Source organism: Streptomyces sp. NPDC048650, from assembly GCF_043199095.1.
Lineage (GTDB): Bacteria > Actinomycetota > Actinomycetes > Streptomycetales > Streptomycetaceae > Streptomyces.
Genome location: NZ_JBICVM010000015.1, coordinates 70,436 through 97,185 on the forward strand (window position 1 = coordinate 70,436; position 26,750 = coordinate 97,185).

Annotated in this window: 22 protein-coding genes; 15 read left to right on the top strand and 7 right to left on the bottom strand. The window is 73.8% G+C overall.

The window, feature by feature from the left end:
- The first annotated feature begins 22 nt into the window (after positions 1–22).
- From glnII to ACGFML_RS31640, 4 genes are all read left to right on the top strand, one after another.
- Positions 23–1,045, top strand: a complete 1,023-nt coding sequence (gene glnII / locus ACGFML_RS31625; RefSeq protein WP_393549064.1) for a glutamine synthetase — start codon at positions 23–25, stop codon at positions 1,043–1,045.
- Positions 1,046–1,191: 146 nt separating this feature from the next.
- Entirely contained in the window at positions 1,192–2,091 is a 900-nt protein-coding gene (locus ACGFML_RS31630) for a DUF6891 domain-containing protein (RefSeq protein WP_393549065.1), read from the top strand.
- Between the two features lies 1 nt (position 2,092).
- Entirely contained in the window at positions 2,093–2,734 is a 642-nt protein-coding gene (locus ACGFML_RS31635; protein ID WP_393549066.1) for a rhomboid family intramembrane serine protease, read from the top strand.
- Positions 2,735–2,994: 260 nt separating this feature from the next.
- Complete coding sequence (locus tag ACGFML_RS31640) at positions 2,995–3,570, top strand: winged helix-turn-helix domain-containing protein (protein WP_393549067.1); 576 nt, start codon at positions 2,995–2,997, stop codon at positions 3,568–3,570.
- Between the two features lie 14 nt (positions 3,571–3,584).
- Here ACGFML_RS31640 and ACGFML_RS31645 read toward each other — a convergent pair whose 3' ends face one another.
- From ACGFML_RS31645 to ACGFML_RS31655, 3 genes are read right to left on the bottom strand one after another with little or no spacing between them, the layout of a single operon-like run.
- A complete protein-coding gene (locus ACGFML_RS31645; RefSeq protein WP_393549068.1) occupies positions 3,585–4,235 on the bottom strand; it encodes a DedA family protein in 651 nt (216 codons plus the stop codon).
- Positions 4,228–5,166, bottom strand: a complete 939-nt coding sequence (locus ACGFML_RS31650; RefSeq protein WP_393549069.1) for a lysophospholipid acyltransferase family protein — start codon at positions 5,164–5,166, stop codon at positions 4,228–4,230. Before ACGFML_RS31650 ends, ACGFML_RS31645 begins: the two co-directional genes overlap by 8 nt.
- Positions 5,163–5,966: a GNAT family N-acetyltransferase gene (locus tag ACGFML_RS31655; protein WP_393549070.1), complete on the bottom strand. Its 804-nt coding sequence runs from the start codon at positions 5,964–5,966 to the stop codon at positions 5,163–5,165. The genes ACGFML_RS31650 and ACGFML_RS31655 overlap by 4 nt, the downstream gene beginning before the upstream one ends.
- A 298-nt stretch (positions 5,967–6,264) precedes the next feature.
- Here ACGFML_RS31655 and ACGFML_RS31660 point away from each other — a divergent pair, with 298 nt between their 5' ends.
- The 8 genes from ACGFML_RS31660 (at position 6,265) to ACGFML_RS31695 (ending at position 16,087) form a co-directional block, all read left to right on the top strand.
- Complete coding sequence (locus ACGFML_RS31660; RefSeq protein ID WP_393549071.1) at positions 6,265–9,399, top strand: alpha-N-acetylglucosaminidase; 3,135 nt, start codon at positions 6,265–6,267, stop codon at positions 9,397–9,399.
- A 49-nt stretch (positions 9,400–9,448) separates the two neighbouring features.
- Positions 9,449–9,676, top strand: coding sequence for a DUF397 domain-containing protein (locus ACGFML_RS31665; RefSeq protein ID WP_393549072.1), 228 nt, complete (start codon positions 9,449–9,451; stop codon positions 9,674–9,676).
- A gap of 82 nt (positions 9,677–9,758) precedes the next feature.
- A complete protein-coding gene (locus tag ACGFML_RS31670; RefSeq protein WP_393549073.1) occupies positions 9,759–11,720 on the top strand; it encodes a hypothetical protein in 1,962 nt (653 codons plus the stop codon).
- A 102-nt stretch (positions 11,721–11,822) separates the two neighbouring features.
- The gene (locus ACGFML_RS31675) at positions 11,823–12,737 is read left to right on the top strand and encodes a metal-dependent hydrolase (protein WP_393549074.1); all 915 of its coding nucleotides are present in this window, start codon (positions 11,823–11,825) and stop codon (positions 12,735–12,737) included.
- 1 nt (position 12,738) lies between these two features.
- A complete protein-coding gene (locus ACGFML_RS31680; protein WP_393549075.1) occupies positions 12,739–13,854 on the top strand; it encodes a PDR/VanB family oxidoreductase in 1,116 nt (371 codons plus the stop codon).
- 70 nt (positions 13,855–13,924) lie between these two features.
- Positions 13,925–14,623, top strand: a complete 699-nt coding sequence (locus ACGFML_RS31685) for a TetR/AcrR family transcriptional regulator (RefSeq protein ID WP_393549076.1) — start codon at positions 13,925–13,927, stop codon at positions 14,621–14,623.
- 56 nt (positions 14,624–14,679) lie between these two features.
- Positions 14,680–15,459 carry a DUF4253 domain-containing protein gene (locus tag ACGFML_RS31690; protein ID WP_393549077.1) on the top strand — a complete coding sequence of 260 codons (780 nt, stop codon included), beginning with the start codon at positions 14,680–14,682 and terminating at the stop codon, positions 15,457–15,459.
- Between the two features lie 43 nt (positions 15,460–15,502).
- Positions 15,503–16,087: a GNAT family N-acetyltransferase gene (locus tag ACGFML_RS31695; RefSeq protein ID WP_393549078.1), complete on the top strand. Its 585-nt coding sequence runs from the start codon at positions 15,503–15,505 to the stop codon at positions 16,085–16,087.
- Here ACGFML_RS31695 and ACGFML_RS31700 read toward each other — a convergent pair.
- From ACGFML_RS31700 to ACGFML_RS31710, 3 genes are all read right to left on the bottom strand, one after another.
- The gene (locus tag ACGFML_RS31700; RefSeq protein WP_393549079.1) at positions 16,084–17,202 is read right to left on the bottom strand and encodes a hypothetical protein; all 1,119 of its coding nucleotides are present in this window, start codon (positions 17,200–17,202) and stop codon (positions 16,084–16,086) included. The genes ACGFML_RS31695 and ACGFML_RS31700 overlap by 4 nt on opposite strands.
- Positions 17,139–19,967 carry a pullulanase-type alpha-1,6-glucosidase gene (gene pulA / locus ACGFML_RS31705; protein WP_393549080.1) on the bottom strand — a complete coding sequence of 943 codons (2,829 nt, stop codon included), beginning with the start codon at positions 19,965–19,967 and terminating at the stop codon, positions 17,139–17,141. Before pulA ends, ACGFML_RS31700 begins: the two co-directional genes overlap by 64 nt.
- 105 nt (positions 19,968–20,072) lie before the next feature.
- Positions 20,073–20,552 carry an ATP-binding protein gene (locus tag ACGFML_RS31710; protein WP_393549081.1) on the bottom strand — a complete coding sequence of 160 codons (480 nt, stop codon included), beginning with the start codon at positions 20,550–20,552 and terminating at the stop codon, positions 20,073–20,075.
- A 154-nt stretch (positions 20,553–20,706) separates the two neighbouring features.
- Between ACGFML_RS31710 and ACGFML_RS31715 the strand changes: the two genes are divergently transcribed.
- From ACGFML_RS31715 to ACGFML_RS31725, 3 genes are read left to right on the top strand one after another with little or no spacing between them, the layout of a single operon-like run.
- A complete protein-coding gene (locus tag ACGFML_RS31715; RefSeq protein WP_393549082.1) occupies positions 20,707–21,531 on the top strand; it encodes a Scr1 family TA system antitoxin-like transcriptional regulator in 825 nt (274 codons plus the stop codon).
- On the top strand, positions 21,528–21,776 hold the full coding sequence (locus ACGFML_RS31720) for a DUF397 domain-containing protein (protein ID WP_393549083.1): 249 nt from the start codon (positions 21,528–21,530) through the stop codon (positions 21,774–21,776). Before ACGFML_RS31715 ends, ACGFML_RS31720 begins: the two co-directional genes overlap by 4 nt.
- A 60-nt stretch (positions 21,777–21,836) precedes the next feature.
- Positions 21,837–24,053, top strand: a complete 2,217-nt coding sequence (locus ACGFML_RS31725) for a PQQ-binding-like beta-propeller repeat protein (RefSeq protein WP_393549084.1) — start codon at positions 21,837–21,839, stop codon at positions 24,051–24,053.
- Between the two features lie 108 nt (positions 24,054–24,161).
- Here the strand turns inward: ACGFML_RS31725 and ACGFML_RS31730 are convergent, their stop codons facing one another.
- Positions 24,162–26,609, bottom strand: coding sequence for a hypothetical protein (locus ACGFML_RS31730; RefSeq protein WP_393549085.1), 2,448 nt, complete (start codon positions 26,607–26,609; stop codon positions 24,162–24,164).
- Positions 26,610–26,750: the final 141 nt, after the last annotated feature.

Here is a 26,750-nt window from a genome sequence, read left to right on the forward strand (position 1 = left end):
CCTACCCGTATTTGAGGACCCCGTGACCATCAAGGCCGAGTACATCTGGATCGACGGCACCCAGCCGACCGCCAAGCTCCGTTCCAAGACCAGGATCCTTGCCGACGGCAGCAAGCTGCCGCGCTGGGGCTTCGACGGATCCAGCACCAACCAGGCCGAAGGCCACTCCTCGGACCTCGTCCTCGAGCCGGTGTTCAACTGCCCCGACCCGATCCGCGGCGGCGACCACCTGCTGGTGCTGTGCGAGGTCCTGCACACCGACCTGACGCCGCACGCCACCAACAAGCGTGCCCTGCTGCGCCCGGTGGCGGAGAAGTTCGCCGGCCAGGAGCCGATCTTCGGCATCGAGCAGGAGTACACCTTCCTCAAGGGCGACCGCCCGCTCGGCTTCCCCGAGGGCGGCGGCTTCCCCGCCCCGCAGGGCGGCTACTACTGCGGCGTGGGCGCCGGCGAGATCTTCGGCCGGGAGATCGTCGAGAAGCACCTCGACCTGTGCCTGGCGGCGGGCCTCGGCCTGTCCGGCATCAACGCCGAGGTCATGCCGGGCCAGTGGGAGTTCCAGGTCGGCGCGCTGGCGCCGCTGGAGGTCTCGGACCACATGTGGGTGGCGCGCTGGCTGCTGCACCGCGTGGCGGAGGAGTTCGGCGTCACCGCGTCGCTCGACGCCAAGCCGGCCAAGGGCGACTGGAACGGCGCGGGCGCGCACTGCAACTTCTCCACCCGCGCGATGCGCGAGGGCTACGACGCGATCATCACCGCGTGCGAGGCGCTCGGCCAGGACGGCAAGCCGCTGGAGCACGTCAGCCAGTACGGCACCGGCATCGAGGAGCGACTGACCGGAGCCCATGAGACCGCCCCGTGGGACGCGTACTCCTACGGCGCCTCGGACCGTGGCGCCTCGGTGCGCATCCCGTGGCAGGTCGAGGTCGAGAAGAAGGGCTACATCGAGGACCGGCGACCGAACGCCAACGTCGACCCGTACGTGGTCACGCGGCTGATGGTGGACACCTGCTGCACGGAGCTGGCGCGGCGCGAGCAGGTCTGAGAGAGCCCGGCGGGCGCACCGCCGGGGCCGATGTGAAGGGGCCGGAAGGCCGGACCGGGGTGGTCCGGCCTCTTCGCATGTCCGGCGGCCGAGCCCCGGGCCCCAGGTCGGGGCCGGTTGTCAGTGGCGGGTGGCACGCTGTGGACATGCTTGCGATCACCGTCACCACCGAGACCGGGCCGGAGCTCTCCCGCCCGGCCCCCGCCGAACTGGCCGCCGTACTGCGGCGGATCGGCGCCGACGCCGACCACTTCGCGGTGGTGGAGCGGATCCCCGCGGACGACCAGCGGTTCGTGCAGGTGTGGCGGGACGGCGACGGGCCGTTCACCGTGGAGTACCGCGAGGGCGGGCCGCAGGCGCATTTCCGCGCCGAGAGCACCGATGCCGACCAGGTCGCAGCGGTGTTCCTGGACTGGGCACGGGGCGGGGAGTCCTGGCGCACGGCGCTCGGCTGGCAGCCGCTGGACCTGGTCTCGACGCCCGGCCTCGCCCCGGAGACCCGCGCGGCGGCCGAAGAGAAGGCCCGCCGGAGCATCCGGTCCGGGTTCTGGGGCTTCCACGACGTCGCGCGCAACGTATCGGAGTCCTTCGAGCCCGACGAGGTCCCGCTCGACGACGCGGCCCGCATCGTCACCGGCCTGTGGGAAGAGCGCCTCGCCGAGCAGGCCGGCTGGCCCGAAGTGACCGACGCGGACCGGGTCGTCGAGGTGTTCGCCGCGCTGGGGCGGCAGGGGCTGACGGCACGGATGAACTTCAGCTGCTGCAGCGGCTGCGCACTGGCCGAGATAGGCGCCGAGCGCGCCGAGGGCGACCACGGCTTCGTCTTCTTCCACTACCAGGACACCGAATCGCTCGCGGACGGCCACGGCCTCTCGGTCCGCTACGGCTCCTATGCGGACTCCGGGCGCGACCGGGCGGAGGTCGGGCGCGCGGTGGTGGCCGCGCTGACCGGGGCGGGGCTGCCGGCGGCGTGGGACGGCGATCCGGACAAGGTCATCGACGTCGCCCCGCTGGACTGGCGCAAGCGGCTCCCGGTGAGGGCCTGAGATGCGGGCGGCCCCGAGGCGGCCGGCCCTCCCCTGGGCAGCGCCGCTGTACACCGCGGCCGTCCAGCTCGGCGCGTACGCCACCGGGCGGCTGCCCGCGCAGCGGCGCACCCAGCTGCTGCGCCGGCACTCCACCAATGTCGCCAACCTCCACGCCGGGCGGTGGTGGACGCTGGCCACCAGCGCGGCGTTCGTCGAGGAGCCGCTGCCGGTGGCGTACGGCGCCGCACTGGTGGCCACGCTCGGTACGGCCGAGGCCCGTTGGGGCACCGCACGCGCGGCCGGGGTGTTCGCGGCCGGGCACGTCGGCGCCAGCCTGCTGGTCCACGCGGGGCTGCGCCACCGGGTCCGGGTGGATCCGCCCGACGCGACCGCGCGGGCCGTGGACGTCGGCGCCAGCTACGGCTTCCAGGCCACGCTCGGCGCGCTCGCCGCCGCCGTGCCGCACCGGGGCGCGCGGGCCGCGGCGACGGCGGGGCTGCTGGCCCTGGGGGCCCTGCCGGTGCTGCGCCGGGGGCGGACCTTCACCGACGCCGGCCACCTGACGGCGCTCGCGCTCGGGCTGGCCATGGGCACCGCGCTGCGCGGCCGCGGGCCCCGTCCGACGCCCGGACGACCGTCCGCGATACCGAAGCCCACGTGATGTCGGTCAACTCCGTTCCCCATCTCCTCGACCGTCTGGTTGAATAGGGCCATGGCCAGCCTTCTTCACAGCGCGACGGGTCGCAGCGACCTCGAGCCTTTCTGGCCGTCCCGGCAGGCGCACTCTTTCGACCGTCTGTGTTGCCGCGCATACTGAGCGCGGGCCCGCACACGCCTCACCGACGCTGCTGACCGGCGTCCCCAGCCCTGCCCGCGCGCATGACGTCCCCGACGCCCCACTGCGCGAAAGAGCTGATCCCGATGACGAACCTCCGTACCCTGCCCGCCACCTCCGCGACGGCAACTCTCTCCGCCCCCGCCGCCCCGCCCCGACACCGATTGCGCGCCGTGGCACCTGACGAAGTACCGCCCGTGGCCGAGCTGTTGAACGCCGGTGCGACCTGGCTTCCGGCACCCCGGCACAGCCTGCCCGTCCTGCCCGGTCAGCCCCCGATGGTCGGCTACCTCGTCCTCGTGCCGGCCGAGCAGACCGCGGAGGCCCAGATGACCGCCGGGTCCACCGACGGGCCCGCGGCCGCCACGACCGGCGACGCGGTCGTGCGGATCGACCCCGAGCAGCGCAGCGTGCAGGTCCAGGGCCGGCCGCTGGACCTGACGTACCTGGAGTTCGAGCTGCTGGCCCACCTGGTGGCCCATCCGCACCGGGTGCACACCCGCGACCAGCTGGTGACCACGGTGTGGGGGTACGGCCACGTCGGCGACGGCCGCACCGTCGACGTCCATGTCGCCCGGTTGCGCCGCAAGTTGGGCGCCGAATTCCGGTCGTCGATCGTGACGGTACGGCGGGTCGGCTACAAGTACGTCCCGAGCGTGTAGGGCGGCGGGACGGGTCAGACCCCGTCCCGCGCCTGACGGCACACACCCGGCGGGGCGGGGACCGCTCCCCCGCCCCGCCGGCGCAGGACCGCCGCACCCACCGCGACCAGCAGCCCCGCCCCGGACGCCAGCAGCAGCGCGCGCACCGGGGAAGCGGTGAGCGCCGCACCGCCGAGCCCGCCGAGCGCGGTGCTGAACAGCGCCCAGAGCGTGGCGCCCAGCGCGTCCAGCAGCACGAAGCGGCGCAGCGGAAAGCCCGCGCCACCGGTGCAGAGCGCGGCGACCACCCGACCGCCGGGCAGGAAGCGCCCGGCGATGACGAGGGTGGCGGCATGCCGTTCGACCATCGCCCGGGCCCGCCGCATCCGGTCCCGGCCGCGTGCGCCGCGCAGCAGCCGGGTGGTGGCGCGCGGTCCGGCACGGCGGCCGACGGCATACCCGAGGCAGTCGCCCGCCAGTGCGCCGGCCGCCGCGACGGCGGCCAGCAGCGCGAGCTGCGGCGGGCGGGGGCCGATCAGCACGGCCACGCACACCACGGTGGTCTCGCTCGGCATGAACGGCAGCAGCGCGTCGAGGCCGGACACCAGCAGGACGGTCAGCCACAGCCAGGGCGAGTCCAGCATGCCCCGGAGCGGTGCGGCGAGCTGGTCCAGCTGGTCAACCATGCCGGTCTGCCATCGGTTGCGGCGTGCGCCGCGGCGCCGGCACGCCGGGCGCACCCGTCGGGAGTCCGGTCCGCACCCGGCCGCCCAGCACGGCGTGCTCCGCCAGGGCCGCCAGCTCCCGCCGGTCGAGCCCCACACCGGCCACCGCCGGATGGGCCGTGACGCGTACGGCCAGTGCGCGGGCCGTGAGCACCCGGCGCAGCGAGGCGGCGAAGGTGTCCTCGCCGCAGAACGCGGCCACCGTGCTGGGGCCGCCGCCCTGGGTGTAGCCGACCGTCACCGGCCGGACCGGGGCGCCCGCGTCGAGAGCGGCCTGGAAGGTGGCCCGGCGGAAGGCGCCCGGGCCGGCGGTGCACCAGGTGGTGGCCTGGGGGAAGACCGCGACCGACCGGCCGGAGGCGAGCAGTTCGGTCAACTCGGCGACGGCGTAGGGGAGCCGACGGGGATCGGTGCGGTCGATGAAGTGCGTACCGGCCCTGCGGGCGAGACCGCCGACGACGGGCCAGCCGCCGACCTCGCGCTTGGCGAGCAGCGTGACCGGTTCGACCGCGAGCAGCGCCGGGATGTCGAGCCAGGAGATGTGGTTGACGACGACGAGGGTGCCGGGGCCGCCGGCGGGCACGGTCAGGCCCTGGCCCTGGCCCTGGCCCGGGGCGGCGGGTCCGCCGGCGTCCGCGCAGCCCGTCCCCTCGCGCCGTATCCCCAGGGACGCGAGCAGGGCGCGGGCGTGGGTGCGCAGCCGTACCGGCTCGTCCGCCCGTCCGCCGTCCGTCAGGGCGCGGCGTACCGCGTGCGCGAACGCGGCGAGGCGGCGGGCGGTCAGGGCCGCCGGGACCCGGGGCAGGGTGTGCACGGCGCAGGCCGGGGTGCAGTCGGACCGGATGTCCCAGGGGCCCCTGACCGCGGCCGCGGCCGCCGCTGCGGCCGTCATCGCTCCCCCAGGAAGAAGCGGCGGTAGCGGTCGCCGAGGCGTTCCATGTCCAGGACGACGAAGAAGTCGGCGACGTCGAAGGCCGGGTCGTGGGCGGGCGCGCCGCAGATGACGGCGCCGATGCGCAGATAGCCGCGGAGCAGCGGTGGCAGCTGGGCGGCGACGGGGCGTTCGGGAAGGGGAACGGCGGGGCGCCAGGGGTGGTGCGGGGTGACCTGGAGCTCGGGCGGGGCGGCGTAGCGGGTGCGGCCCAGTTCCCAGGCGTGCGCCGCCGCCGTGCCGCCGTCGGCGAGCGGGACGGAGGCGCAGCCGGCGAGGTAGCGGTGGCCGGAGAGCAGGGTGTAGCGGGCGAGGGCGGCCCACATCTGGTTGATGACCGCGCCGCCCCGGTGTTCGGGGTGGACGCAGGAGCGGCCCGCCTCGATCAGCGAGGGCCGCAGCGCGTCCAGCGCGCCGAGGTCGAACTCGCCGTCGGAGTACAGCCGGGGGCTGCGGCCCGGCGGCAGCAGCCGGTAGGTTCCGACCACCTCACCGGTCTCGGTGTGGGTGACGACGAGGTGGTCGGCGAGGTCGTCGACGGCGTCGATGTCGTGGCCGGCCAGCGGTGAGTGCAGGGTGGCGCCCAGCTCCTCGCCGAAGACCCGGTGGCGCAGGCGCTGTGCGGCGCGGATCTGGTCCTGGGTGTCGGCGATCACGGCGGTGTAGGCCGGGGCAGCGGGCGGGCCGGTGACGGGAGAGGCGGGGGTGGCGGGGGTGGCGGGGGTCGGGGTGGCGGCGGACGCGGTCGGTGCCAAGCGCATGGGAGGCCTCCTCGAGACGGTGGTGGGTGCACCCCCGAAACGGCGGTGCGTACCCCTATGACCTGGCCTTCTCTACGCGCCAGACTGTCCCCGCGCCCGGCGGCCGGGGGCGTGAAGCCCAGGGAGCGTACGGATGAGGGTCCGCAGAACACTGGTCGCCGCGGCCCGCGGGTCCCTGCGTGCCCGGCCGCCGAACCGGCGGCTGCTCGCCGTCCCGGCCTACTTGGACCGCGACCGGCCGCCCGTTAGCGTGCCCCACGCACGGGTCCGTTGTAACTGCCGAGCAGTGGGGGCACACGTGAGCCAACCGTCACGACGCGCGCTGTTGGGAACCGCCGGAGCGATCGGTGCGAGGGCGGCGCTCGGCGCCGCGGCCCCGGCCACGGCCGCCGGGCCGCCGGTGCCCGGGCCGGAACGGGTGGCCACCTTCGACACCGCCCCGGCGCGGGCCGCGCTGGAGCGGCTGCTGCCCGGCCACGCCGAGCAGTTCCACCTGCACCGGCTGGCCCCGGACGACGGCACCGACCGCTTCCGCGTCGACGGCCGGGCGGGCCGGATCACCGTGGCCGGGACCACGCCCGCCGTCCTGCTGACCGGCGTCCACTGGTATCTGAAGTACACCTGCCGGGCCCACGTCTCCTGGGCCGGCGACCAGCTGGACCTGCCCGCCCGGCTGCCCGCGCCCGCCCGGCCGGTCGAGCGCGCCACCGGCCTGCCGCACCGCTTCGCGCTGAACGACACCCACGACGGCTACACCGCCCCGTACGCCGACTGGGCACACTGGGAGCGGATGATCGACGTCCTCGCGCTGCACGGCGTGAACGAGGTGCTGGTCACGCCCGGCACCGAGGCCGTCTACCACCGGGTGCTGACCGATTTCGGCTACTCCGACGCCGAGGCCCGCGGCTGGCTGCCGGCACCCTCGCACCAGCCGTGGTGGCTGCTGCAGAACATGAGCTCCTACGGCGGCCCCACCAGCGGCGAGCTGATCGCCAAGCGGGCCGCGCTGGGCCGCCGGATCACCGACCGGCTGCGCGACCTGGGCATGCACCCCGTACTGCCCGGCTACTTCGGCACCGTCCCGGACGGTTTCGCCGCCCGCAACCCCGGCGCCCGGACCGTCCCCCAGGGCATCTGGTCGGGTCTGCGGCGCCCCGACTGGCTGGACCCGCGGACCGGGGCCTTCGCCGAGGTCGCCGCCGCCTTCTACCGCCATCAGCACCAACTACTCGGCCCCGCCGACCACTTCAAGATGGATCTGCTGCACGAGGGCGGCGATCCGGGTGACGTCCCCGTCCCGGACGCGGCCCGCGCCGTGGAGAAGGCGCTGCGCACCGCGCGTCCCGGCGCCACCTGGGTCATCCTCGGCTGGCAGGGGAATCCGCGGCGCGATCTGCTGGACGCCGTCGACCACGATCGGATGCTGGTCGTCGACGGCCTCAGCGACCTGGAGACGGTCACCGACCGGGAGCGGGACTGGGGCGGGGTGCCGTACGCGTTCGGCTCCATCCCCAACTTCGGCGGCCGGACCACCATCGGCGCCAAGACCCATATGTGGGCGAAGCGTTTCACCGCATGGCGCGACAAGGAGGGCAGCCGGCTCGCCGGTACCGCCTACATGCCGGAGGCCGCCGAACGCGATCCGGCCGCGTTCGAGCTGTTCGCCGAACTGGCCTGGCGGGAGCGCCCGGTGGACCGCACCGCGTGGTTCGAGGGCTACGCGGACCTGCGCTACGGCGCCCGCGACGACCACGCCCGCGCCGCGTTCGCCGCCCTGCGCACCAGCGCGTACGCCATCGACAGCGCGGACGGCCGCCCGCACGACTCGGTCTTCGCCGCCCGCCCCGACCTCGCCGCCCGCTCCGGCACGCGCTACGCCACCCACACCCCGGCCTTCGACCCGGCGGCCTTCGACACCGCCTTCGCGGCGCTGCTGGCCGTCCGCCCCGGGCTGCGCGGCAGCGACGCCTACCGCCACGACCTGACCGACGCCGCCCGGCAGGCCCTCGCCAACCGCTCCTGGCAGCTGATCGGACAGCTTCAGGACGCCTACCGCCGCAAGGACCGGCCGACCTTCCGGGCGCTGGCGCGGCTGTGGCTGGAGCTGATGCGGCTGAGCGAGGAGGTCACCGGGGCCCACCGCCGGTTCCTGCTCGGGCCCTGGCTGGCGCAGGCCCGCGCGATGGCGTCCGGCGACGCGGAGGAGGCGCGGCTGGAGCACAGTGCCCGCGCCCTGATCACCACCTGGGCGGACCGGGCCACCGCCGACGGCGGCGGGCTCGCCAACTACGCCAACCGCGACTGGCACGGCCTGATCGGCGACGTCCATCTCCCGCAGTGGCGGGCGTACCTGGACGAGCTGGAGGACGCGCTGGCGGCGGACCGGCCGCCCGAGCCCTTCGACTGGTACGCGCTGGAGGAGCCCTGGACCCACCGGCGCGACGACCACCCGCTGCGGCCCACGGCCGACCCCCACCGGACCGCCCGCCGGGTCTACGCCGTCCTCGCCGCGGCCCCCTTCCAGGGCACCCTCACGGTCGGCGCGGATCCGCACACGCTGCCGCCGGGCGGCCACGCCACGGTGACCGCGGCGCTGCGCAACGTCAACGGCCTGCGCGCCACCGGCCGGGTCGACTTCGCCCTGAGCGGCGTCGAGGCCACCGCCGACGGGCCTCTCTCGCTGCCGTCCGTCCCGCCCGGCGGCACCGGCGAGGCACGCTGGCGGGTGTCGGCCCCCGCCGGGCCGCCGGGGGGTCCGCTGGAGCCGTTGCCGTACGGCCTGACGGCCGAGTACGGGCCCCAGGGCGAGCCCCGGGTCCGGGCCGTGCGGCACGGCACGTTCTTCGTGGCCGGTCCGCTGGACGAAGCGCTCGAGACCGTCACCACCAATGCGGCGGTTTTCGGCCAGTTGGACGGCCGTTTCGCGATCGACGGGGCGGGGGGCGACCTGTGGAAGGGCACCGCGGAGTTCGGGGCCGTCTACCGGGCGGGCGCGCTCGGCACGGGCGGATCGGTGACGGTGGACGTGACCCGCCAGGACGCCACGGGCCCGTGGGCCCGCGCGGGCGTCATCGTGCGCAACCACCTGGGTGCGGCCGCCTCCCCCGGTTTCGTCAACCTCTCGGTCACCCCCGCCAACGGTGTCGTGCTCTCCTACGACTCCACCGGCGACGGCACCCTGGACACCTACCGCCGCCTCACCGGCGTCACCGCCCCCGTCCGGCTCCGGCTGACCCGGGGCCGGGACGACGGGCGTTCGGGCACGTACACCGGGGCCTGCTCCACCGACGGCGGCGGCACCTGGCGCGAGATCGCCACGGTGAGCGTTCCCGGGGCCGCCGCGGAACAGGACGCCGGGCTGCACCAGTGCGCCGCCAACTCCGGTACCGGGGAGCGCGGTACGGCGGAATTCGGCCGCTGGATGCTGTCCTGACCACGGCGTACCCTGACCCCGAACGGATCACGAGCGAGGGGACACCGGCATGGGTACCGCAGCTGACAAGGAGTGGCTCTACGGCCTCGACATCTCCGATGCCGTCTGGCAGCGGCCGCCCGGCGACGCCGAGGAGGCCGTGGAGATCGCCTTCCTGGAGCGCGGCGCGGTGGCGATGCGCAACTCCACCGAGCCCGAGGTGGTCCTGCGCTACACCGAGGCCGAGTGGCGCGCCTTCGTCCTGGGTGCGCGGGACGGCGAGTTCGACCTGACGTAGCACCGGCCGGCGGCCCGGTCACCCGTGCGGGCGAGCTCTCGCCCCCGGGTGACCATCACAGGATTCACTCGTTTCACCGAACGTGGAGCAGCAGCAGGCGACATCCCCGCGTCCGGACCGCACCCCCTCGGGCAGTTTCGCCGACATCGGTGCGGCCATCGATGTCGAGCAGGCCGAGGCGGCCCTGGTCGAGCACTATCCGCGGCTGGTGCGGCTCGCCTACCTCGTGCTGCCGTCCGGCCGGGGCCGCGGCCGGCGGGTGCTGACCGCGCACGCGGTGGTGCAGCGGGCCCTGCCGCGCCAGCAGTCGTCCGCCCGCGGCGCCGTCCTTGCCGCCCCGGGCGGCGGCAGCGCCGGTGACGCCGATCCCTGCTACGTCTTTCTGCGCGGGCGGGTGCTCAGGGCCGCGCTCGCCGCCGGGCGGTCCCGGTGGCGGCCGCCGTCGCCACTCCCCCAGGTCTGGGGCCTGCGGCTCTTCCCGCGCTCCGGCGGCGCCGACGAACTCGCCCTGGACCAGGCGCTGTCGGCGCTGTCCGGGCCCGGCCGGGCGGCCTTCGTCCTGCGCGATCTGGAGGGGCTGACGCCGCCGGAGGCGGCCCGCGTCCTGGAGGCCGCCGGGGTGAGCGGTGTCCCCGAGGCGCTGGCGGAGGCCGACGCGGCGGCGGTCCCGGCGGGCAGTCGGGACCGGTCACTGCTGGAGTCGGTGGAGTTCGACCCGTGTGCGCTACAGGCCCGGCCGACGGATCTGCTCCGGCGGCGCCAGCACCTGCGCGCGGTGCTGGCGGCGGGCGCGGCGGTGGTGGTGTGCGGGGCGCTGCTGGGGTTGCCCGGGGAGGGTTGGGGGCCGGACGGGGCCGCCGCTCCCCCGTACGCGCAGAACACCGCGGCCGAAGCGGCCCTGGACCCGGGCCGGTTGACGAAGACCCCCGCGCACGCCTGGCGCGGGGCGGCGCGCCAGGACTTCTCGGCCTGGCCCGCCCGCGGCGACCGGACGGGCGACCGGGCGCTGCTGCGCCGGGCGCTGGCGGCATGGGCCAGGCCCGGCTCCGGTGTGCCGGTCTCGGCGACGCCGGGCACCATGACGGGCCCCGCCGCCGGGCCGCCGCAGCTGCTTTTCGCGGGCGTCGTGGACCACTCCGCGGTGGTGCTCTTCCACGACGGGCTACGGGTGGTGCGCTACGCCGAGGCGGCGGACGGCGAGGATCGGGCGCAGGGCACCGGTGCGGCACTCGACTTCGCCCGCGCGGACGGCGCGGAGAAGGCGACGGCCGACGCCCTGGTGGTGGGCCGCACCGAGGGCAACATCCGCTATCTGACGGCTCCTTGGGTGACGTCCGCCCAGCTGGTCGACCTGCTCGCGCCGGATGCGGCGCCCCAGCGTGCGGGCATCGACGCGCACGGTGTGACCGATCCCGTGCCGGTCCCCCGCCCCGAGCGGAAGTGCACCGCCTGGCCCGCGCTGCGGATGGGCGGGCAGCTGCTGACCGACCTGGGCGAACTGGCCCCGGCCCGGCTGACGTACGGCAGTCCGAGCAGGCCGGGCGAGGTGCGCACGCCGCGGGCGCGGACGGCCTGGGCGCGCGGCGCCTGCGCGCTGGCGGCGGTGCGCGGGCAGGGCGTACGGAGCGTGAACTCCTGGGAGTTCGCGCGGCAGCCGCTGCCGGGGGGCGCGGGCAGCGCGGCGTGGGTGTGCACCCGCGCGGAGACCTGGCGGGGGCCGGGCAGCCGGACGCTCGCGCAGTTCCAGGCGCCGGTGCCGGGCGGCCGGCCGTATCCGCCGGGCGCGGTGGCGGCCGTCGCCGAGGGCGGGACGGCCTGCGGGCCGAGGGCGCCGCGCGCGCTGGCCGGGGTGCTGTGGAAGGCAGCGGGCGGCCAGTGGTGGCTGCTGGCCGCGGGCAGTGCGCAGGTCACGTCCGTCACCGCCGACGGCGGGGTGCGCGGCCGGGCGGCCGGGCGGCTGATGGCGGTACAGGCCACTGCGGGCGCCCGGGCCCGGCTGGCGGGGCGGTTGGCGAACGGGAGGACCATCGACGCGCTCCGCTGAGTCCGTCCGTGCGCGGCCGGGGTCCCGGCCCGTGCGGGGGGGCGCGCGGAAAGGTGTGTCCGGGGGGTACCGGCATTCCTTACCCGCCAGTACATTGACGCCATGTCTAATACGGCCTCGTTGCGGCCCCGGCCGGTCGCGTCCGAACACCTCCCGCTGAAGGCCCGCAACGTCGCCTTCGACTGGGCGGACACCCCGCTGCACTGGATACCGGGCGACCCGTCGAGCACCCACACCATCAATGTCCTGCACCTCCTGCTGCCGGCCGGCGAACGCTGGTTCGTGCACGTCTACAAGCAGGTACTGCCGTACATCCGCGATCCCCGGCTGCGCGAGGACGTGATCGGGTTCATCGGCCAGGAGGCGATGCACTCCCAGGCACACGACGACGTCCTGCCGCATCTCAAGGCGCAGGGCCTCGACCCGACCCCGTACACCGCGCAGGTCGACTGGCTCTTCGAGAAGCTGCTCGGCGACCGGACGCTGCCGCCGGGCCGGGCCCGCAAGTGGTGGCTGCTGGAGCGGGTCGCCACCATCGCCGCGATCGAGCACTACACCGCCTTCCTCGGCGACTGGGTGCTCAACGCCGACGCGCTGGACGCCAAGGGCGCCGATCCGACCATGCTCGACCTGCTGCGCTGGCACGGCGCGGAGGAGGTCGAGCACCGTTCGGTGGCCTTCGACCTCTTCGTCCATCTGGACGGCGGCTACCGGCGGCGGGTGCGCACCTGGGCCACGGCCTTCGCCGCGCTCGTCTTCCTGTGGCAGCGCGGCACCCGCTTCTTCATGGCGAACGACCCCACCCTGGTGGAGGGCCGGGCCGCATTCCGGGAGTTCTTCCGCGCCGGCCGGCAGGGTCTGCTGCCGACCGCCGGGGCCATGGCCCGCTCCATTCCGCAGTACCTGAGCCGTGGCTACCACCCTTCCCAGCACGGCAGCACCGAGCAGGCCGTCGCCTACCTCGCCGCCTCCCCCGCCGCGACGGCGGCCGAGGCGCACCCGGCCGGAGGTGCCTGAGATGCCCCGCACCCTCCGCACGCCCCGGCTCCGTACCGTCGTCGTGGTCGCCGCGGCCGCGCTGGCCGCCCGGCGGGCGCTGCGCAGCCGGGTCCGGGCCTCGCCGCTCTGGCCGCTGCCCGCCCTGGAGCACCCCGTCTCGGGCCAGGGGCGGGCGGCCAACGCCTCCGGTGCCCCGCGGCGGTTGACGGTCGTGGAACGTACGCAGGAGGCCGAGGGCGTGGTGCGGTTGCGTCTGGCGGGCGACGATCTGCCGGACTGGGAGCCGGGTGCGCACATCGACCTGGTGCTGCCGTCGGGGACCGTACGGCAGTACTCGCTGTGCGGGGAGCCCGCGGCGGCCGGCTCGTACACCATCGCCACCCGGCTGATCGAGGACGGCCGGGGCGGCTCGCGCGAGGTGCACGAGCAGCTGCACGAGGGGACGGCCGTGGAGGTACGCGGTCCACGCAACCGCTTCCGCCTGGACGACTGCCACGCCTATGTCTTCGTCGCCGGCGGCATCGGCATCACCCCGCTGCTGCCGATGGTGCGGCAGGCCGAGCGGGAGGGGGTGCCGTGGCGACTGCTGTACGCGGGACGGTCGCGGGCCGCCATGCCCTTCCTGGAGGAGATCGAGAAGCTGGCGGGGGCCGGGGCGGACCGGGTGACCGTCGTCGCGGAGGACGAGGAGGGGCGCCCCGATCTGGCCGCGGCGCTCGCCGATGCGCCCCCGCACGCCGCCGTCTACTGCTGCGGGCCGGAGCCCCTGATGGACGCGGTGGCGGCGCTGCTGCCCGACGGCCCCGAGGGACTGGCCCTGCACACCGAGCGGTTCGCGCCCGCCGCGCCCGCACCGGCCGGCGAGGACGCCCCGTTCGAGGTGGAGCTGCGCCGCACCGGCCGTACGGTCACCGTGCCCGCCGGCACCAGTGTGTTGCGGGCGATCCGTGACCAGGCGCTGCCGGACCTGCCGTACTCCTGCGAACAGGGCTTCTGCGGCACCTGCCAGCAGCGGGTGCTGGCGGGCGAGGTGGCGCACCGCGACGAGCTGCTGACGGATGCCGAGCGCGACGACTCGCTGCTGATCTGCGTCTCTCGGGCGCGGGGCGGGGAGCGCCTCGTCCTCGACCTGTAGCTCCCGCCGGGGCACGGGCCGCTCCGGGCCGTGATACCGCGGGGCGTCCCCGGTCGTTAGGGTGGGCCGCATGACGACCGGGGCGCGCCGCAGGATGGGTGTCGAGGAGCGACGCGAGCAGCTCATCGGCGTCGCGCTCGACCTCTTCAGCCACCGTTCCCCCGAGGACGTGCAGATCGACGAGATCGCCGAGGCCGCGGGGATATCGCGACCGCTGGTGTACCACTACTTCCCGGGCAAGCAGCAGCTGTACGAAGCCGCGCTGGGGCGCGCCGCCGAGGAGCTGGCGGCGCGTTTCGTGGAGCCGCACGAGGGCCCGCTCGGCGCCCGCCTGCTGCGCGTGATGGAGCGGTTCTTCGACTTCGTGGACGACCACGGCCCCGGCTTCTCGGCGCTGATGCGGGGCGGCCCGGCAACGGGTTCGCAGAGCCGCACCGGGGCCATGATCGACGGTGTGCGGCAGGCGGCCCACGACCAGATCCTCGCCCATCTCGACGTCCTCGACCCGCCCCCGCGGCTGACCCTGGTGGTCCGTTCCTGGATCTCGCTCGCCGAGACCACCGCCCTGCTGTGGCTGGACGGGCGGCGGATCGCGCGCGAGGAACTGGAGCGACAACTGGTGCACGACTTCGCGGCACTGGTGGCGGTGAGCGCGGCGTACGACGCGCGGATGGCGGAGATCCTGCGCCGGATGCTGGCGGACGAGCCGGCGGACGGGATGTTCGCGGAGCTGGTGGCGCGGCTGATGGAGCTGCCACAGCCGGTGTGAGCCACCGTCCTCCCTCGCGGGGCCGATTGTCGGACCCTCGCCGTAGCGTGGTGGTCATGACGAACCCCCTGCTCGCGCTGAAGGACGATCCGAGCGGCCGGACGCTGGGGCTGGAGCTGCCCGCGGGGCGGCTGATCGACGGAACGGCCGACGGGCCCTGGCCGGAGCCGCTGTTGTGGTGTGCGGCGGATGCCGGGTCCGGCGGGGCGTCGGTCGCCGATCCGCGGTGGCAGCGGGCGGGGCTGTATCCGGTGATGCTGGACTGCGGCAGACGGCCGCGGCCGGACCGGCTGTGGGACGGGGAGCTGATGCCCGGGGAGTCGTCCGCGCCGGGTTCCTTCCACGCCGAGGACGTGCTGCGGAGCTGGTGGTCCGCATACGGCCGGGGGCGGTGGCCGGGGACGGCTCCCGGGACCGAAGGGGAGCGGGCCGGGGACCCGCCGGCCGTGGTGGGCGAGCGGGTGGCGCAGCTGCTGGTCGCCCACGGAGTGCTGAGGACACCGCGGTTGGGCCTGGTGCCGGCGGCCCGCGGGGCGGATGTCCTCCCCGCGATCGGCTGGACCGGTCCGCTCAACTACGAGAGCGACATGGGGCGGTACGCCGCCGTGCTGCGCTCGTGGGAGGATCGGTTCGGGGTCCGCGTGGTGGGGCTGGGCCTCAACACGCTGTACCTCTCGGTTCCCGCGCCGCCGCGCACGCCGGGCGAGGCGCTGCCGATCGCCGTCGAGCACCTCGCCTTCTGTCCGGACAACCTGCTGCAGAGCGACTGGACGTCGCTCGACGACTATGCGCGGTCGCTGGTGGATGTCGACACCTGGGGGTTCTGGTGGGACTGAGGCCCCCGCGTGGTCAGCGGACCCGTGGGGACACAATCGCCCCATGGATGCGATCATTTACCGGCTCGCCGACGCCGCACGCGACCTGCCCACCCTGGTGTCCCTCTACGACGGCGCGGCCCGCTGGATGCAGGACCACGACATCGATCAGTGGAAGCCGGGCGAGAAGGACGCGGAGCACTTCCGGCACCGGATAACGGAGCGGGAGAAGGGGGAGGTCTGGCTCGCGGAGGCGGGCGGGCGGATCGTCGGCGGCTTCGAGCTGTGGTGGGAGGACGTACCCGCGTGGGGCGAACAGCCCCCGGTGGCGGCGTATGTGCACCGGCTGATGGTGGACCGGACCTCTGCACCGGCCGGGACCGGGCGGGCAATGCTGGAACAGGCCGAGCGGCGGACCGCCGAGGCGGGGAGGGGATGGTGCCGGCTGGACTGCGTGGCGAGCAATCCGCGCCTGCGGACGTACTACGAGGGCGCGGGCTACACCGTCGTCGGGGAGCAGCCGCTCAAGGAGGGTGTGGGTGAAGGCCGGTATGCCGTCACCCTCCTGGAGAAGCGGCTGGTCTCAGCGGACCACTGGGGGGTGTCCGCAAAGTCCCGCCTGGTCCGCGACGCCTGGCACGGCACCTAGCGGGTACGGGCTCGGGCGCGGAGCGCCTTGTGGTACTCCTCGACCGCTTCCCCCAGCGCTCCCATGCGGTCGCGCATGCCACCGGACGTGCGTGCTTGCACGAGGGACCGCAGGACGTGGTCGGGAGAGAACGCCGCGCCGAAACCATGGGGAGTGTTGGCAGTGATCAACAGCTCGCTGGTGAACACCCGCTCCTCGTCGTCGGAGTGCCGGTAGGTCCAGCGGCACGGCCGGAGCCGCAGCGCGGTCTCTCCGACGTACCTGACCGCGCCCTCGAAGAACGCCTCTCCGGCCGCCGCCTCCAGCGCGGCGGGACCGTCGAAGCGGTCCAGCACCAGCCGTTCCAGCGCCGCGAGCGAGTCCGGCGAGTGGTCGAAGGGGAAGTCGCCGGGCAGATGGGCCGTCCGCCACCGCTCCAGTGCGCCGTCCATGGGCGCGAGCCACTCGTCGAGACGCCGGCGGGACTCCTCGCTCGCCTGCAGGCGGTCGTCCTCCATGTACCACGCGAGCGTCTCGGGTTCCGCCGTGGGGATCCCGTCACGCACCCGGTCGCCGAGGTCCACCGGCAGCGGCAGACCGAACTCCTGCAGACCTTCGGCCTGTTCGGGAGTCAGCGGGAGCCACCAGGCGTCATAGGAGTCCTCCTCCAGCTGGTAGAAGATCCGGGGATCGTCGTTGCAGGGGGCGAGGTCGCCGATGATGTCGAAGGCGATGTTCCAGTCCAAGTAGCGGTAGTTGTCCGAGGGGTCCCTCGTCCGGTGCCATACCGACCGCCCATTGCGCCGGTAGTGCAGGTACTCGAGTCCTTCCTCGACCTCCACCCGCTCGACCTCGTCGACCACCACCGAGCCGCCCGTGCACGCCGCTATCTCGTGCACCATCTCCTCGAGATCGACCCCCATCTTTTCGGGCGTCTGGAAGCCGAGGCCGCTGCAGAAGTCGAGGAGGCAGGTCAGCTCGTCGGCGTCCTCGGCGTCCTCGAATTCCTCGTCGAGGTCCAAGCCGATGTCGGCCGCCTCCGCCAGGCCGGCCGCGGTCTGCTCCTCCGTCGCTATGCCCAGCCGGACCAAGATCTCCGCAAACCCCCGGAGGGTGCGTGGTATTGCGTTGTCCATGACAGCACCCTCGCACAATCCGGTCGCCGCGCGGCGCGGATCTCCCCCTGGCGTCCGGTCGCCCGGGTGAAGACGGCGACCGTACGCGCCGGAACGGTGAAGCTGCCCGAAGTGGCGCTGTACGAAGCCGACTTGACGATCGGGTCGGAGCCGTGGGCCTGGCGGGGATGGAGCACGTACGACACCGGTCCCCCGGCGGAGGGCAGGCGTGGGGACTGGCGATGCGGGGTGGCGTTGAAGACCACGACGAGGCGACCGAGGCGCATCGTGATGACTCCGGGAGTCTCGTGCGTACCCGAGAGGGGGAAGGAGAGGGCGGACTGGACATCGGCGGTGGTGGCGAGGGCGAAGGCCGGTTCGGCGGCGTGGATGCGCAGCAGGTCACGGTAGGCGGCGGAGGTGGCGGCCATCGTGGCGCAGGAGGGGCGGAGGGCCGGGTCGGCGAGGAGGGGCTTGGCGTAGGGCCACTTGTCCTTGTTGTCGGCGGCCGGGGGCAGACCGCGCCCGAAGCCGTTGCCGGACCCGGTACCGCCGGTGCAGTTCCAGTGCAGGGCGTTGAACCAGTCGCCGCTGTCGAAGGAGTTGCGGTCGAGGGACTTGGAGCGCAGGAGGTCCGTCCCCGCTTGGGAGAGGGCCGGGCCCTGGGAGAGGGCGGCGGTGGCCAGGGCGACGACCTGCATACGGGAGCGGTCGGCGGCCGAGGTGCCGGGCGGAAGCTTGTAGGCGAGGGCGTCGTAGAGGGTTTCGTTGTCGTGGGCGTCGGCGTAGGCGAGGGCGTCACCGGGGGCGGCGGCGTATCCGGCGGGGGCGCCGTTGTAGTCGACCTCGGAGCCCTTGACCCGGCGACCGGTGGTGTCGGTGAAGGTGTAGCCCGCCAGGTTGCCGGTCAGGCCCAGCTTGACGAGGTCCTGGTAGTGCAGCAGGCGGGCGCGCTGGGCGGCGGTGTCACCGTTCGCGGGTGAGGAGTTGGGGTCGGTGAAGAGGCCGGAGGCGAAGCCCTGGACCCGGGGGTCGGGGTCGAAGGGGCTGCCGCCGCGGACCGCGTCGCGGGCGCGGTCGCTGAAGGTGGCGATGCCGGTGCCCGCCATGTTGCGCTGGGTGGCCTGGACGAAGCGGGCGTCGCCCGCGGCCTCGCCGAAGTCCCAGCCCTCGCCGTAGAGGACGATCGCTTTGCCGTCCACGCCGTCCCGCGCTGGGGTCAGGGCGTCGAGGGCCTTGCGTACGGCCAGGATGTTGGCCTTGGGGTGGTGGCCCATGAGGTCGAAGCGGAAGCCGTCGACCTTGTACTGCCGGGCCCAGGTGACGACGGAGTCGACCACGAGCTTGCCCATCATGGTGTGCTCGGGCGCGGTGTTGGAGCAGCAGGTGGAGGTGGCGACGCTGCCGTCGTCGAGAAGCCGCTGGTAGTAGCCCGGCACGATGCGGTCCAGGAGGGATTTCGGGTCCTGCCCGCCGGCCGCGGTGTGGTTGTAGACGACGTCCATGACGGTGCGCAGGCCCGCCCCGTTCATGCCCTGCACCATGCGGCGGAACTCCGTGGTGCGGCGGGGGCCGTCCGGGTCGGAGGCGTAGGAGCCCTCGGAGACGGTGTAGTGGAGGGGGTCGTAGCCCCAGTTGAACGCATCGCGGGCGGCCGTCCTGCCGGCGCATTCCTGCTGGCGGTCGGAGTCGGCGGGCAGGGCGGCAAGGTGGCAGTCGGGTTGCTGTCCAGGATCCTGCTGGTCGGTGCGGCGTTCGGGGACGGTGGCGAAGTCGAAGGCCGGCAGCAGGTGGACGTAGGACGTGCCGGCCCGCGCGAGGGATGTCAGGTGCCGCATGCCGTCCGAGCGGCTGTCGGTGAAGGCGAGGTACTGGCCGGGGTGGCGGGAGGTGCGGTCCGCGACGGAGAAATCGCGGATGTGCAGTTCCTGGATGCGGGCCTTGCGCAAGGGGACGGCGACGGGCTTCTTCAGCCGTGACCAGCCCTTGGGGGCCAGTCGGGGGTCGGCGAGGTCGACGACGAGGCTGCGGGCGGAATCGGCGGTCAGAGCGGTGGAGTAGGGGTCGGTGACCTTGTTGGTGACGAACGTGCGGACGCTGGGCGCCCAGACCCGTACGACGTAGCGGTACGGCTTTCCGGCCCAGGACGGTTCTCCCTGCGCCCGCCAGACGCCGGTCGCGTCGTCGCGGTGCATCGGGACCGTGCGGCCGTCCAGTTCGAGCGCGACGGTGCGGGCGGTGGGCGCCCAGACGGAGAGGGTGGGGCGTCCGGCGGCGTCGAACGTCGGTCCCAGGTGGGCGTGTCGGGCGGCGAGCCCGTACAGGTCGTCCAGGACGCCGGGTATCTGGACGCCGGTGGTCGCGGAGGACGCGGTCGCGGGGGACGTGGCCGCGTCCGAGGAGCGTTGCTGGGTGGCGATGAGGCGGTCGCGCACGGCGTCGCGGGCCAGGTTCCGATCGCGCGGGTCGACGGTGAAGGCGGGAAAGTCCTTCAGGTGGGGGTAGGCGGCCCGCTCGGCGGGGGTGAGGGTGCCCGGGGTCAGGCGGATGCGGTGCGATGGCCCGCCGTCGCCGAACTCCATCCGGGCGGCGGTGCGTTCGGCGCCCTTCCACACCACGGTGTCGCGGTCGATCCACTGCGCCTCGGCCTTGACCGGGTCGGCCGGGGATGCGTGTGCCTGCTGCCGTGGGGCGGTGGCGAGCAGTGCCGCCGCGCTGAGGGCGAGCACGGCGGCCAGGTGCCTGCGCGGCCGATGGCGGCGTTCCGTGGAGGACTTGGAGGACATGGGTCCCGGTTGTATCCGCGTTGCTCGATGACTGCAAGACCTTACGCAAGATATTGCAAGGGTGTTAAGTTCCCGCAGTAGCCGGTCCGGCCGGCCGGAGGGCCGTCATCGCGGGCCCCACGCGCCCGGCCGGTCGGACCGGCCCTCAAGCAGCAGTTCGGCGACGACGACCTTGCCGACCGGCGACCGCTCCTCGACCCGCCAGCAGGAGGCGAGTGCGGCGACGAGGGCGAGTCCGCGCCCGGATTCGCTGTCCGGCGGCGGGAGTTCGACCGCGCCGGGAGCGGGCGGGCGCAGCTCCGTACGGGTGTCGGCGACCGCGATACGCAGGACTCCGGGACGGGCCGAGCCCGGCAGCCGGGTGAGCCGCAGCTCGAAGTCCCGGCCGGGCACGCGGCCGTGGGTGGCGGCATTGGCGGCGAGCTCACCGACGATCGCGGCGACGGAGTCGGAGACCTCGCCGCCGTAGGGGAAGCCCCATACGTCGAGTTGATGGACGGCGAGGTGCCGGGCGAGGCGGGCACCCCGGGGGGTGGCGCTGAAGCGCTGACTGAACATACGTACGGTGACGGTGGGGGCTCGCATGATTCCAAGGTCGGCCTCCGTGTCCCCGGTGACCAGGGACCCCGCTCGTAGCGATGAAAGAGTACGAGCTCCGAGGGTGGACGCGGAGAGTAACCGCCCATGAATATGGGTGACTTGCGGGGACGGACACAAGTGACCCTCGGGGGTACCCGGTATGACGGAAGACACCACGGAGCCCGAACGTTCCGACAGCCTCAGGACCTTCGGCGCCGTATATCAGGCGTTCCGTGAATCCCGGGGATTCACCCAGGAGTCCCTGGCCCCGGAGATCCAATACTCGTCGGACTACATCGGCTCCGTGGAACAGGGCCGCATGCTGCCGTCGAAGAAGTTCATCGACCGCTCGGAGGAGGTGCTGGAGGCCCTCGGGGTACTGCAGAAGGCGGCCACGCGCCTGTCGAAGCAGCGTGGGCTGGCCTCGTGGTTCAAGGCGTGGGCGGGCCTGGAGGAGCATGCGATCACGCTGTATACCTACGAATGTCGTCTGGTTCCGGGGCTGTTGCAGACGGAGGCGTATGCGCGGACGCTGTTCACCCATCAGCTTCCGCCCCTGAACACCGATCAGATCGAGGTCCAGTGGGCGTCGCGGGCCGAGCGTCAGCGGCTGCTGCGGGAGCGGCCGAACACCGCGTACAGCTTCCTCCTCGAAGAGCACCTGTTCCTGCGACGAACAGGTGGAGCGGAGGTCACCCGGGGGCTGATCGACCACGTTCTCGCTCTCGCCGAGCAGCCGAACATAGAGCTTCAGATCATGCCGGTGGTGCGGGAGACGCACGCCGGGCTGGACGGTCCCATGCGGTTGCTGGAGACCCCGGAGAACCAGTGGCTTGCCTACTGCGAGGCGCAGCGAGGCGGCCTGCTCATCTCCGACCCCAAAGAGGTCAGCGTGCTCCAGATGCGGTATGCCAGGATGCGCTCACAGGCTCTCTCCCTTGATGACTCCTTGAGCCTGTTGCAGCGGATGCGAGGAGCGCTATGAGCACCACGGAACTGGCCTGGTTCAAGAGCAGCTACAGCAGCGGCGGCGACGGCGACTGCGTGGAAGTCGCCCTCTCCTGGCACAAGTCGAGCTACAGCGGCGGCGACGGCGACGACTGCGTAGAAATCGCCACCTGCCCCACCACCATCCACATTCGCGACTCCAAGGACAAGGCCGGCCCGCAGCTCGCGGTGCCGGCCGGGTCCTGGGCGGCGTTCGTCGCGTACGCCGCCCAGGGGGCCTGACACAGCGGCGCACTAGGCTGACCCTCCGGTCACGCGAACACGCGGGCGAGTAACGGGGGGATGGTTGCCGTGCAGCCGTTGCAGACAGGTGATCCGGAGAGCCTGGGGGACTACCGTCTCGTGGCCCGGCTCGGCGCGGGCGGAATGGGCCGGGTCTACCTGGCGCGCACATCCGGCGGACGTACCTGCGCCGTCAAGGTCGTACGGCCCGAACTCGCCGAGGACGCCGATTTCCGGCGCCGCTTCCAGCACGAAGTGAGCATCGCCCGCGCGGTGTCCGGGCCGTACACCGCCGCGGTCGTGGACGCCGACACCGAGGCCGCCCTCCCCTGGCTGGCCACCGCCTTCGTGCTCGGCCCCGCCCTCGACGACGTGATCGAGGGGCACGGGCCGCTGCCCGAGGCGTCCGTACGCGCCCTGGGTGCCGGCCTCGCGGCGGCGCTCGGCGGGATCCACGCCGCGGGGCTGGTGCACCGCGACCTCAAGCCGTCGAATGTGCTGCTGGCCGCCGACGGGCCGCGCGTCATCGACTTCGGCATCGCGCGCGCGGTCGACGGCGAGCGGCTGACGAGCACGGGAGTCGTGGTCGGCTCCCCGGGATTCATCCCCCCGGAGCAGGCCACCGGACAGGTGGCCGGACCGCAGGGCGACGTGTTCTCGCTCGGCGTCGTGCTGGCGTACGCCGTGAGCGGCCGCCGGCCCTTCGGTACCGGGTCGGCCGCCGGCCTGCTGTACCAAGTGGCACACGGCGAACCGGACCTGACCGGGATACCGGAAGCCTTGCGGCCACTCGTCGGGCAGTGCCTGGCCAAGGACCCGCAGGCGCGACCCACCCCCGACCGGCTCGTCGCCGAACTCGCCCCCGACGGCGTCCCGGCGGCGCTGGACCACTGGCTGCCGGGGCCGGTCGCCTCCGCCATCGCCCAGCACGCCGCGCGCATCCTGGACCTGGACACGCCGCTCCGTACAGGGCAGGAAGCGGCCGTCCGCACTCCCACCGCGCTCGATCAGGGAGCCTTCGACGGACCGACCCGTCCGGCGGCCGTGCAACCCGAGAAGCGCACCACGTCGCGTCGCGGGTTCCTCGCGCTGGGGGCCGGGGCCGCGGTACTCGCCGCCGGCGGCGGAGCGGCATGGGCGTGGCAGGGGCTCGGCGGCGAGCCGGCCCACCACAGGCGGCACCAGGGCAAGCGGGACCAGGACGACCCGGTCGATCCCCAGGACTTCACCACCCCGCCCGCCGGGACGAGCCCGAAGCCGCTGTGGGACGCGCAGGCGAAGCACCTCAGCCTGAACTACGAGATCCCGCCGCTGGCGATCGGCGATCTGATGGTCGCCAGCGGTGACCCGCTCATCGCCCACGACGTGGCGACCGGCCGGCAGAAGTGGTCGGTGGCCGGTGTGACGACCCCCGGCGCTCCCCTGGTCCACGCCGCCGGGCTGCTGTTCTTCGCCGGCAGCAAGTACGACGGCGACTTCGTGGGTCTCGACCCGGCTACCGGCAAGGAGGCGTGGCGCAGCAGGCTGGACGGCGGGTACGACACGCCGCGCCCGATCGCGGCCGACGGCCGGCGGGTCTTCGTCATCGCCGACGTCGTCACCGGCGACGTGGGAAAGACCTCCACGGTGATCGCTGCGGTGGACACCAAGACCCACAAGGTGCTGTGGAGGAAGCCGCGCGGGGCGGGATCCGGCGACTGGGACGTCGCGGCGACCGCCGACGGCCGGCATGTCGTCTACACCGACGACCTCCACAACCTCACGGTCCGCGACGCCGGGAACGGCCGGCAGTTGTGGACGAAACCCGTGGGTGAGGACAAGGCGGCGCGGCCCACCGTCCACCGCGACAAGGTCATCATCGGTGGTCCCACGATGCGCGCCTTCGACCTGAGGACGGGCGCCCCGCGCTGGTCGCTGCGCACCGGTCACAGCAATCCGTTCCAGACTCCGCTGACGCTCGTGGGCACGACCCTTTACGCATCGGTCTACAACGGCGGTGTGTGGGCGGTCGATGCGGCCACCGGCAAGAAGCTGTGGAAGTCGGACGACCTCGGCCGGCGGCCCGTCCCCGTCGAATTCGTGCAGGTCGAGGACACGGTCTACGGCGCGACCGCCTTCGACTCCGGCGGGGTTCACGCCTTCGAAGCGCGTACGGGCAAGCTCCGCTGGACGTACAACGACGGCGTGCACGACGACGGGGCCTGGCATATCGCGGCGGCGGGACGGCGGCTGCTCGTGGCCCACTCGGACCGGCTGTACGGGATCCCCGCCGTCTGACCGTGCCGGGGCGGGCGGGAAGCACGGCTCCGGCCGGCTCCCGGGCGGCGTTCGTCACGTACGCCGCCCGGAAAGGGCGCGAGCCGCACGGCTGATCGTGGACCCGTGTCAGCCGGCGACGGCGCCTGCCGTGGCGAGGAGTTCGGGGACGGTCCCGTGGAACTCCGGCAGCAGGCGCAGGGCCACGACCCATGCCTCGACGTTCGAGCCGAGGTGTTCCCGGGCCATCTGCCGCGCCTCGGCACGGGCTTGGGTCCAGGCACCCTTGTCGATCCGCAGATAGGGATTGGACGGGTATGCGGCAACGGTGGCAGCCGGCTGGGCGCACTGCACCAGGTCCTCGGGAGTGAGTGGCCCCCAGCCGAGGGACCACCGGACCCACCACTCATGGTTGGTCAGGCGTACGGCGGCCAGGCAGGCCCGGAGCAGGGTTCGAGGGCAGTCGCGCTCGTCCACGAGCGCGCGCAGGAGGCCCGTCGGGAGAGGATCCTCGGCGTGGGCCCGTATCAGCTCCGCCCAGGGGAACTCGGTGCCCTCGGAGACGATCCTGCGGATGCGTTCGGCGTAGGCGTCAGGTTCGTCGGCGTCGCGGACGGTGCGGACGTTGCGCAGGAGCGCCACCACCCGGGCGGGGTCCTCCTCTGCGGCGAGCCGCTCGCGCAGGCCGTTCGGGCCGCCGGGGGTGTCCAGGGCCTCGAGGACCGCCCGCTGGATGCGGACGGGCCAGGAGCGCCTGTCCTGGTGGAAGCGGGACTGCGTCAAGAACTCGCGGACCGCATCCGGGCCCTGCCGCTCCCACAACGCGATCACCAGGCGCAGCCGGCCGGCGTCCGTGTACAGCCTGACCCGGTCCAGTACGACTTCGAGCACCTGGGCGTCACCGGAGGCGATACCTGCCGTGAGCCACTGGCGGCAGCCGCTGAGGTCGAGGTGCCCGAGATACGAGAGCAGCCGGTCGTGCACGGGGACCGCGCCGCCGCCCCGGCCGACGCCCGCCAGAATCCGTATCCGCTCCTTCTGGCCGAGTCGGTGATCCTCGAACAACTGAGCGTTGACGAGGGGGTCGTCGCGGTCGAGGAGCCCGTCGACCACGTCCTTGGCCAGGACGACGCGGGACACGTGAGCCGCCAGCTCGGAGCCGTGGACGGCGACGATCTCGGCGCAGACGCGCGGAGACGGCTCGCGGAGGGCGAAGAGGTGCTGGACGGCCCGCATGTCCAGATGCGGTACGAGCGCGAGCTGCGCCTCCTGTGGCGCGCAGCCGAAGAGATCCAGAAAGACCCGTCGGGCGCCCTCGGGTTCGTCCTTTCCCGGATCGCCGGGGCCCAGCGGGTCGGGCCACGCGGTGACGCGCTTGGTCGAAGCACACACCTTGGCGATGAGTTCGGTGGCGGAGCCCTCGAAGCGGCGCAGGCGCTTGGAGAAGGTCAGCCATGCGGTGGGGTCGTTCCCGAGCGGAGCGATCAGTTCGGCGACGGCCTTGCGGACCGGCTCGTGGTCGTAGTCCAGAGCGGCCAGGATCCTGCGGGCGGGCGCCGCCTCCGCCAGGACGCGATCGAGGGGCAGCCAGCCGGCGAGGACGCCGCGGCGGACGAGGGCACCGACGTCGAAGCGCCGGTCTCGGGCCTCGGCACCGAACAGCACCTCCACCGGCAGCCGCGCCGCGGAATGCGCCGCCCCCCGCGGGTTGCTTCGGAAGATCTCCAGAGCCATGTCCTCGGGGCAGTCGGGCCATTCGCTCAGGGCCGGCAGCCGCTTGGTGCGGAACGGCCGCCGCTCGTGCTCGCGCCGTACCAGATCCCAGTCCAGGGGGACATGGACCGGCATGCGTCCCATGTCCTCGCCGTCTCCGCGCATCCGCAGCAGCACGGACACCGCCGCCGGGTCGATCCGCTCCCCCGGCTCCCGCCGGCTGCGGAGCACCGCGGCCGGGTCGGGTGCGGTGGCGGCCTCGTGCAGCAGCGCCAGGAGACCGGGATGGGCCGGCCTCCCGAGGGTGCCGGCGAGGTCCGCGAGCGCCTGCGGACCGCCGTGCGCGAGCAGGACATCGCAGGCGTCCAGCACCACCGGCAGCGGCAGATCCGACACGAGCACCCGCACGGCGTGCGCGACGACATCCGGGAACGGGCCCTTCAGGGCAGGCGCGAGCATGCTCGCGCCCTCCGCCCCGAGCAGCATCTCCACGAGCCCGCCCGGCGCGTGCCAGCCGGGGTCGGCGGGGTCGGCGGCGGCGAGCACGGCGGCCTGGACACCGGGCTCCTCCTGCACCTGCCCGATCCGGTACAGGTCACGGCCGAGCTCGGGGGCGCCGAGCTCGGCAAGCCGCAGCAGCGCCGCCGTATCGCACCCGTCCGGAGGGGAGTTGCCCACCAGGGCGGCGCACAGCTCCCGGTCGCCGGAGGCGGCAACGGCCGTCACCAGCTCGGCCGGCAGCGCCTTGCCCTGGCTCAGCAGCGAACGGGCCTCGGCCCGGAGCCGGATGAGCAGCGAACCGGCGAGAGACGGATCGGCCAGCTGGAAGGCCCTCTCGAGCGCTGTCTGCTCGTGGAGATTCATGTGTGCCTCGGTTCAACGGGGTGACGTGACAGACATGTTGGCAGGGGGGTCTGACAATCCCGGTCGGCGCGGGGCGGAGGTCCTCCGGCCTCGTTCTTCGGCCTCGTTCTCCGGCCTCGTTCCTCGCCGGTGGTGACGGTC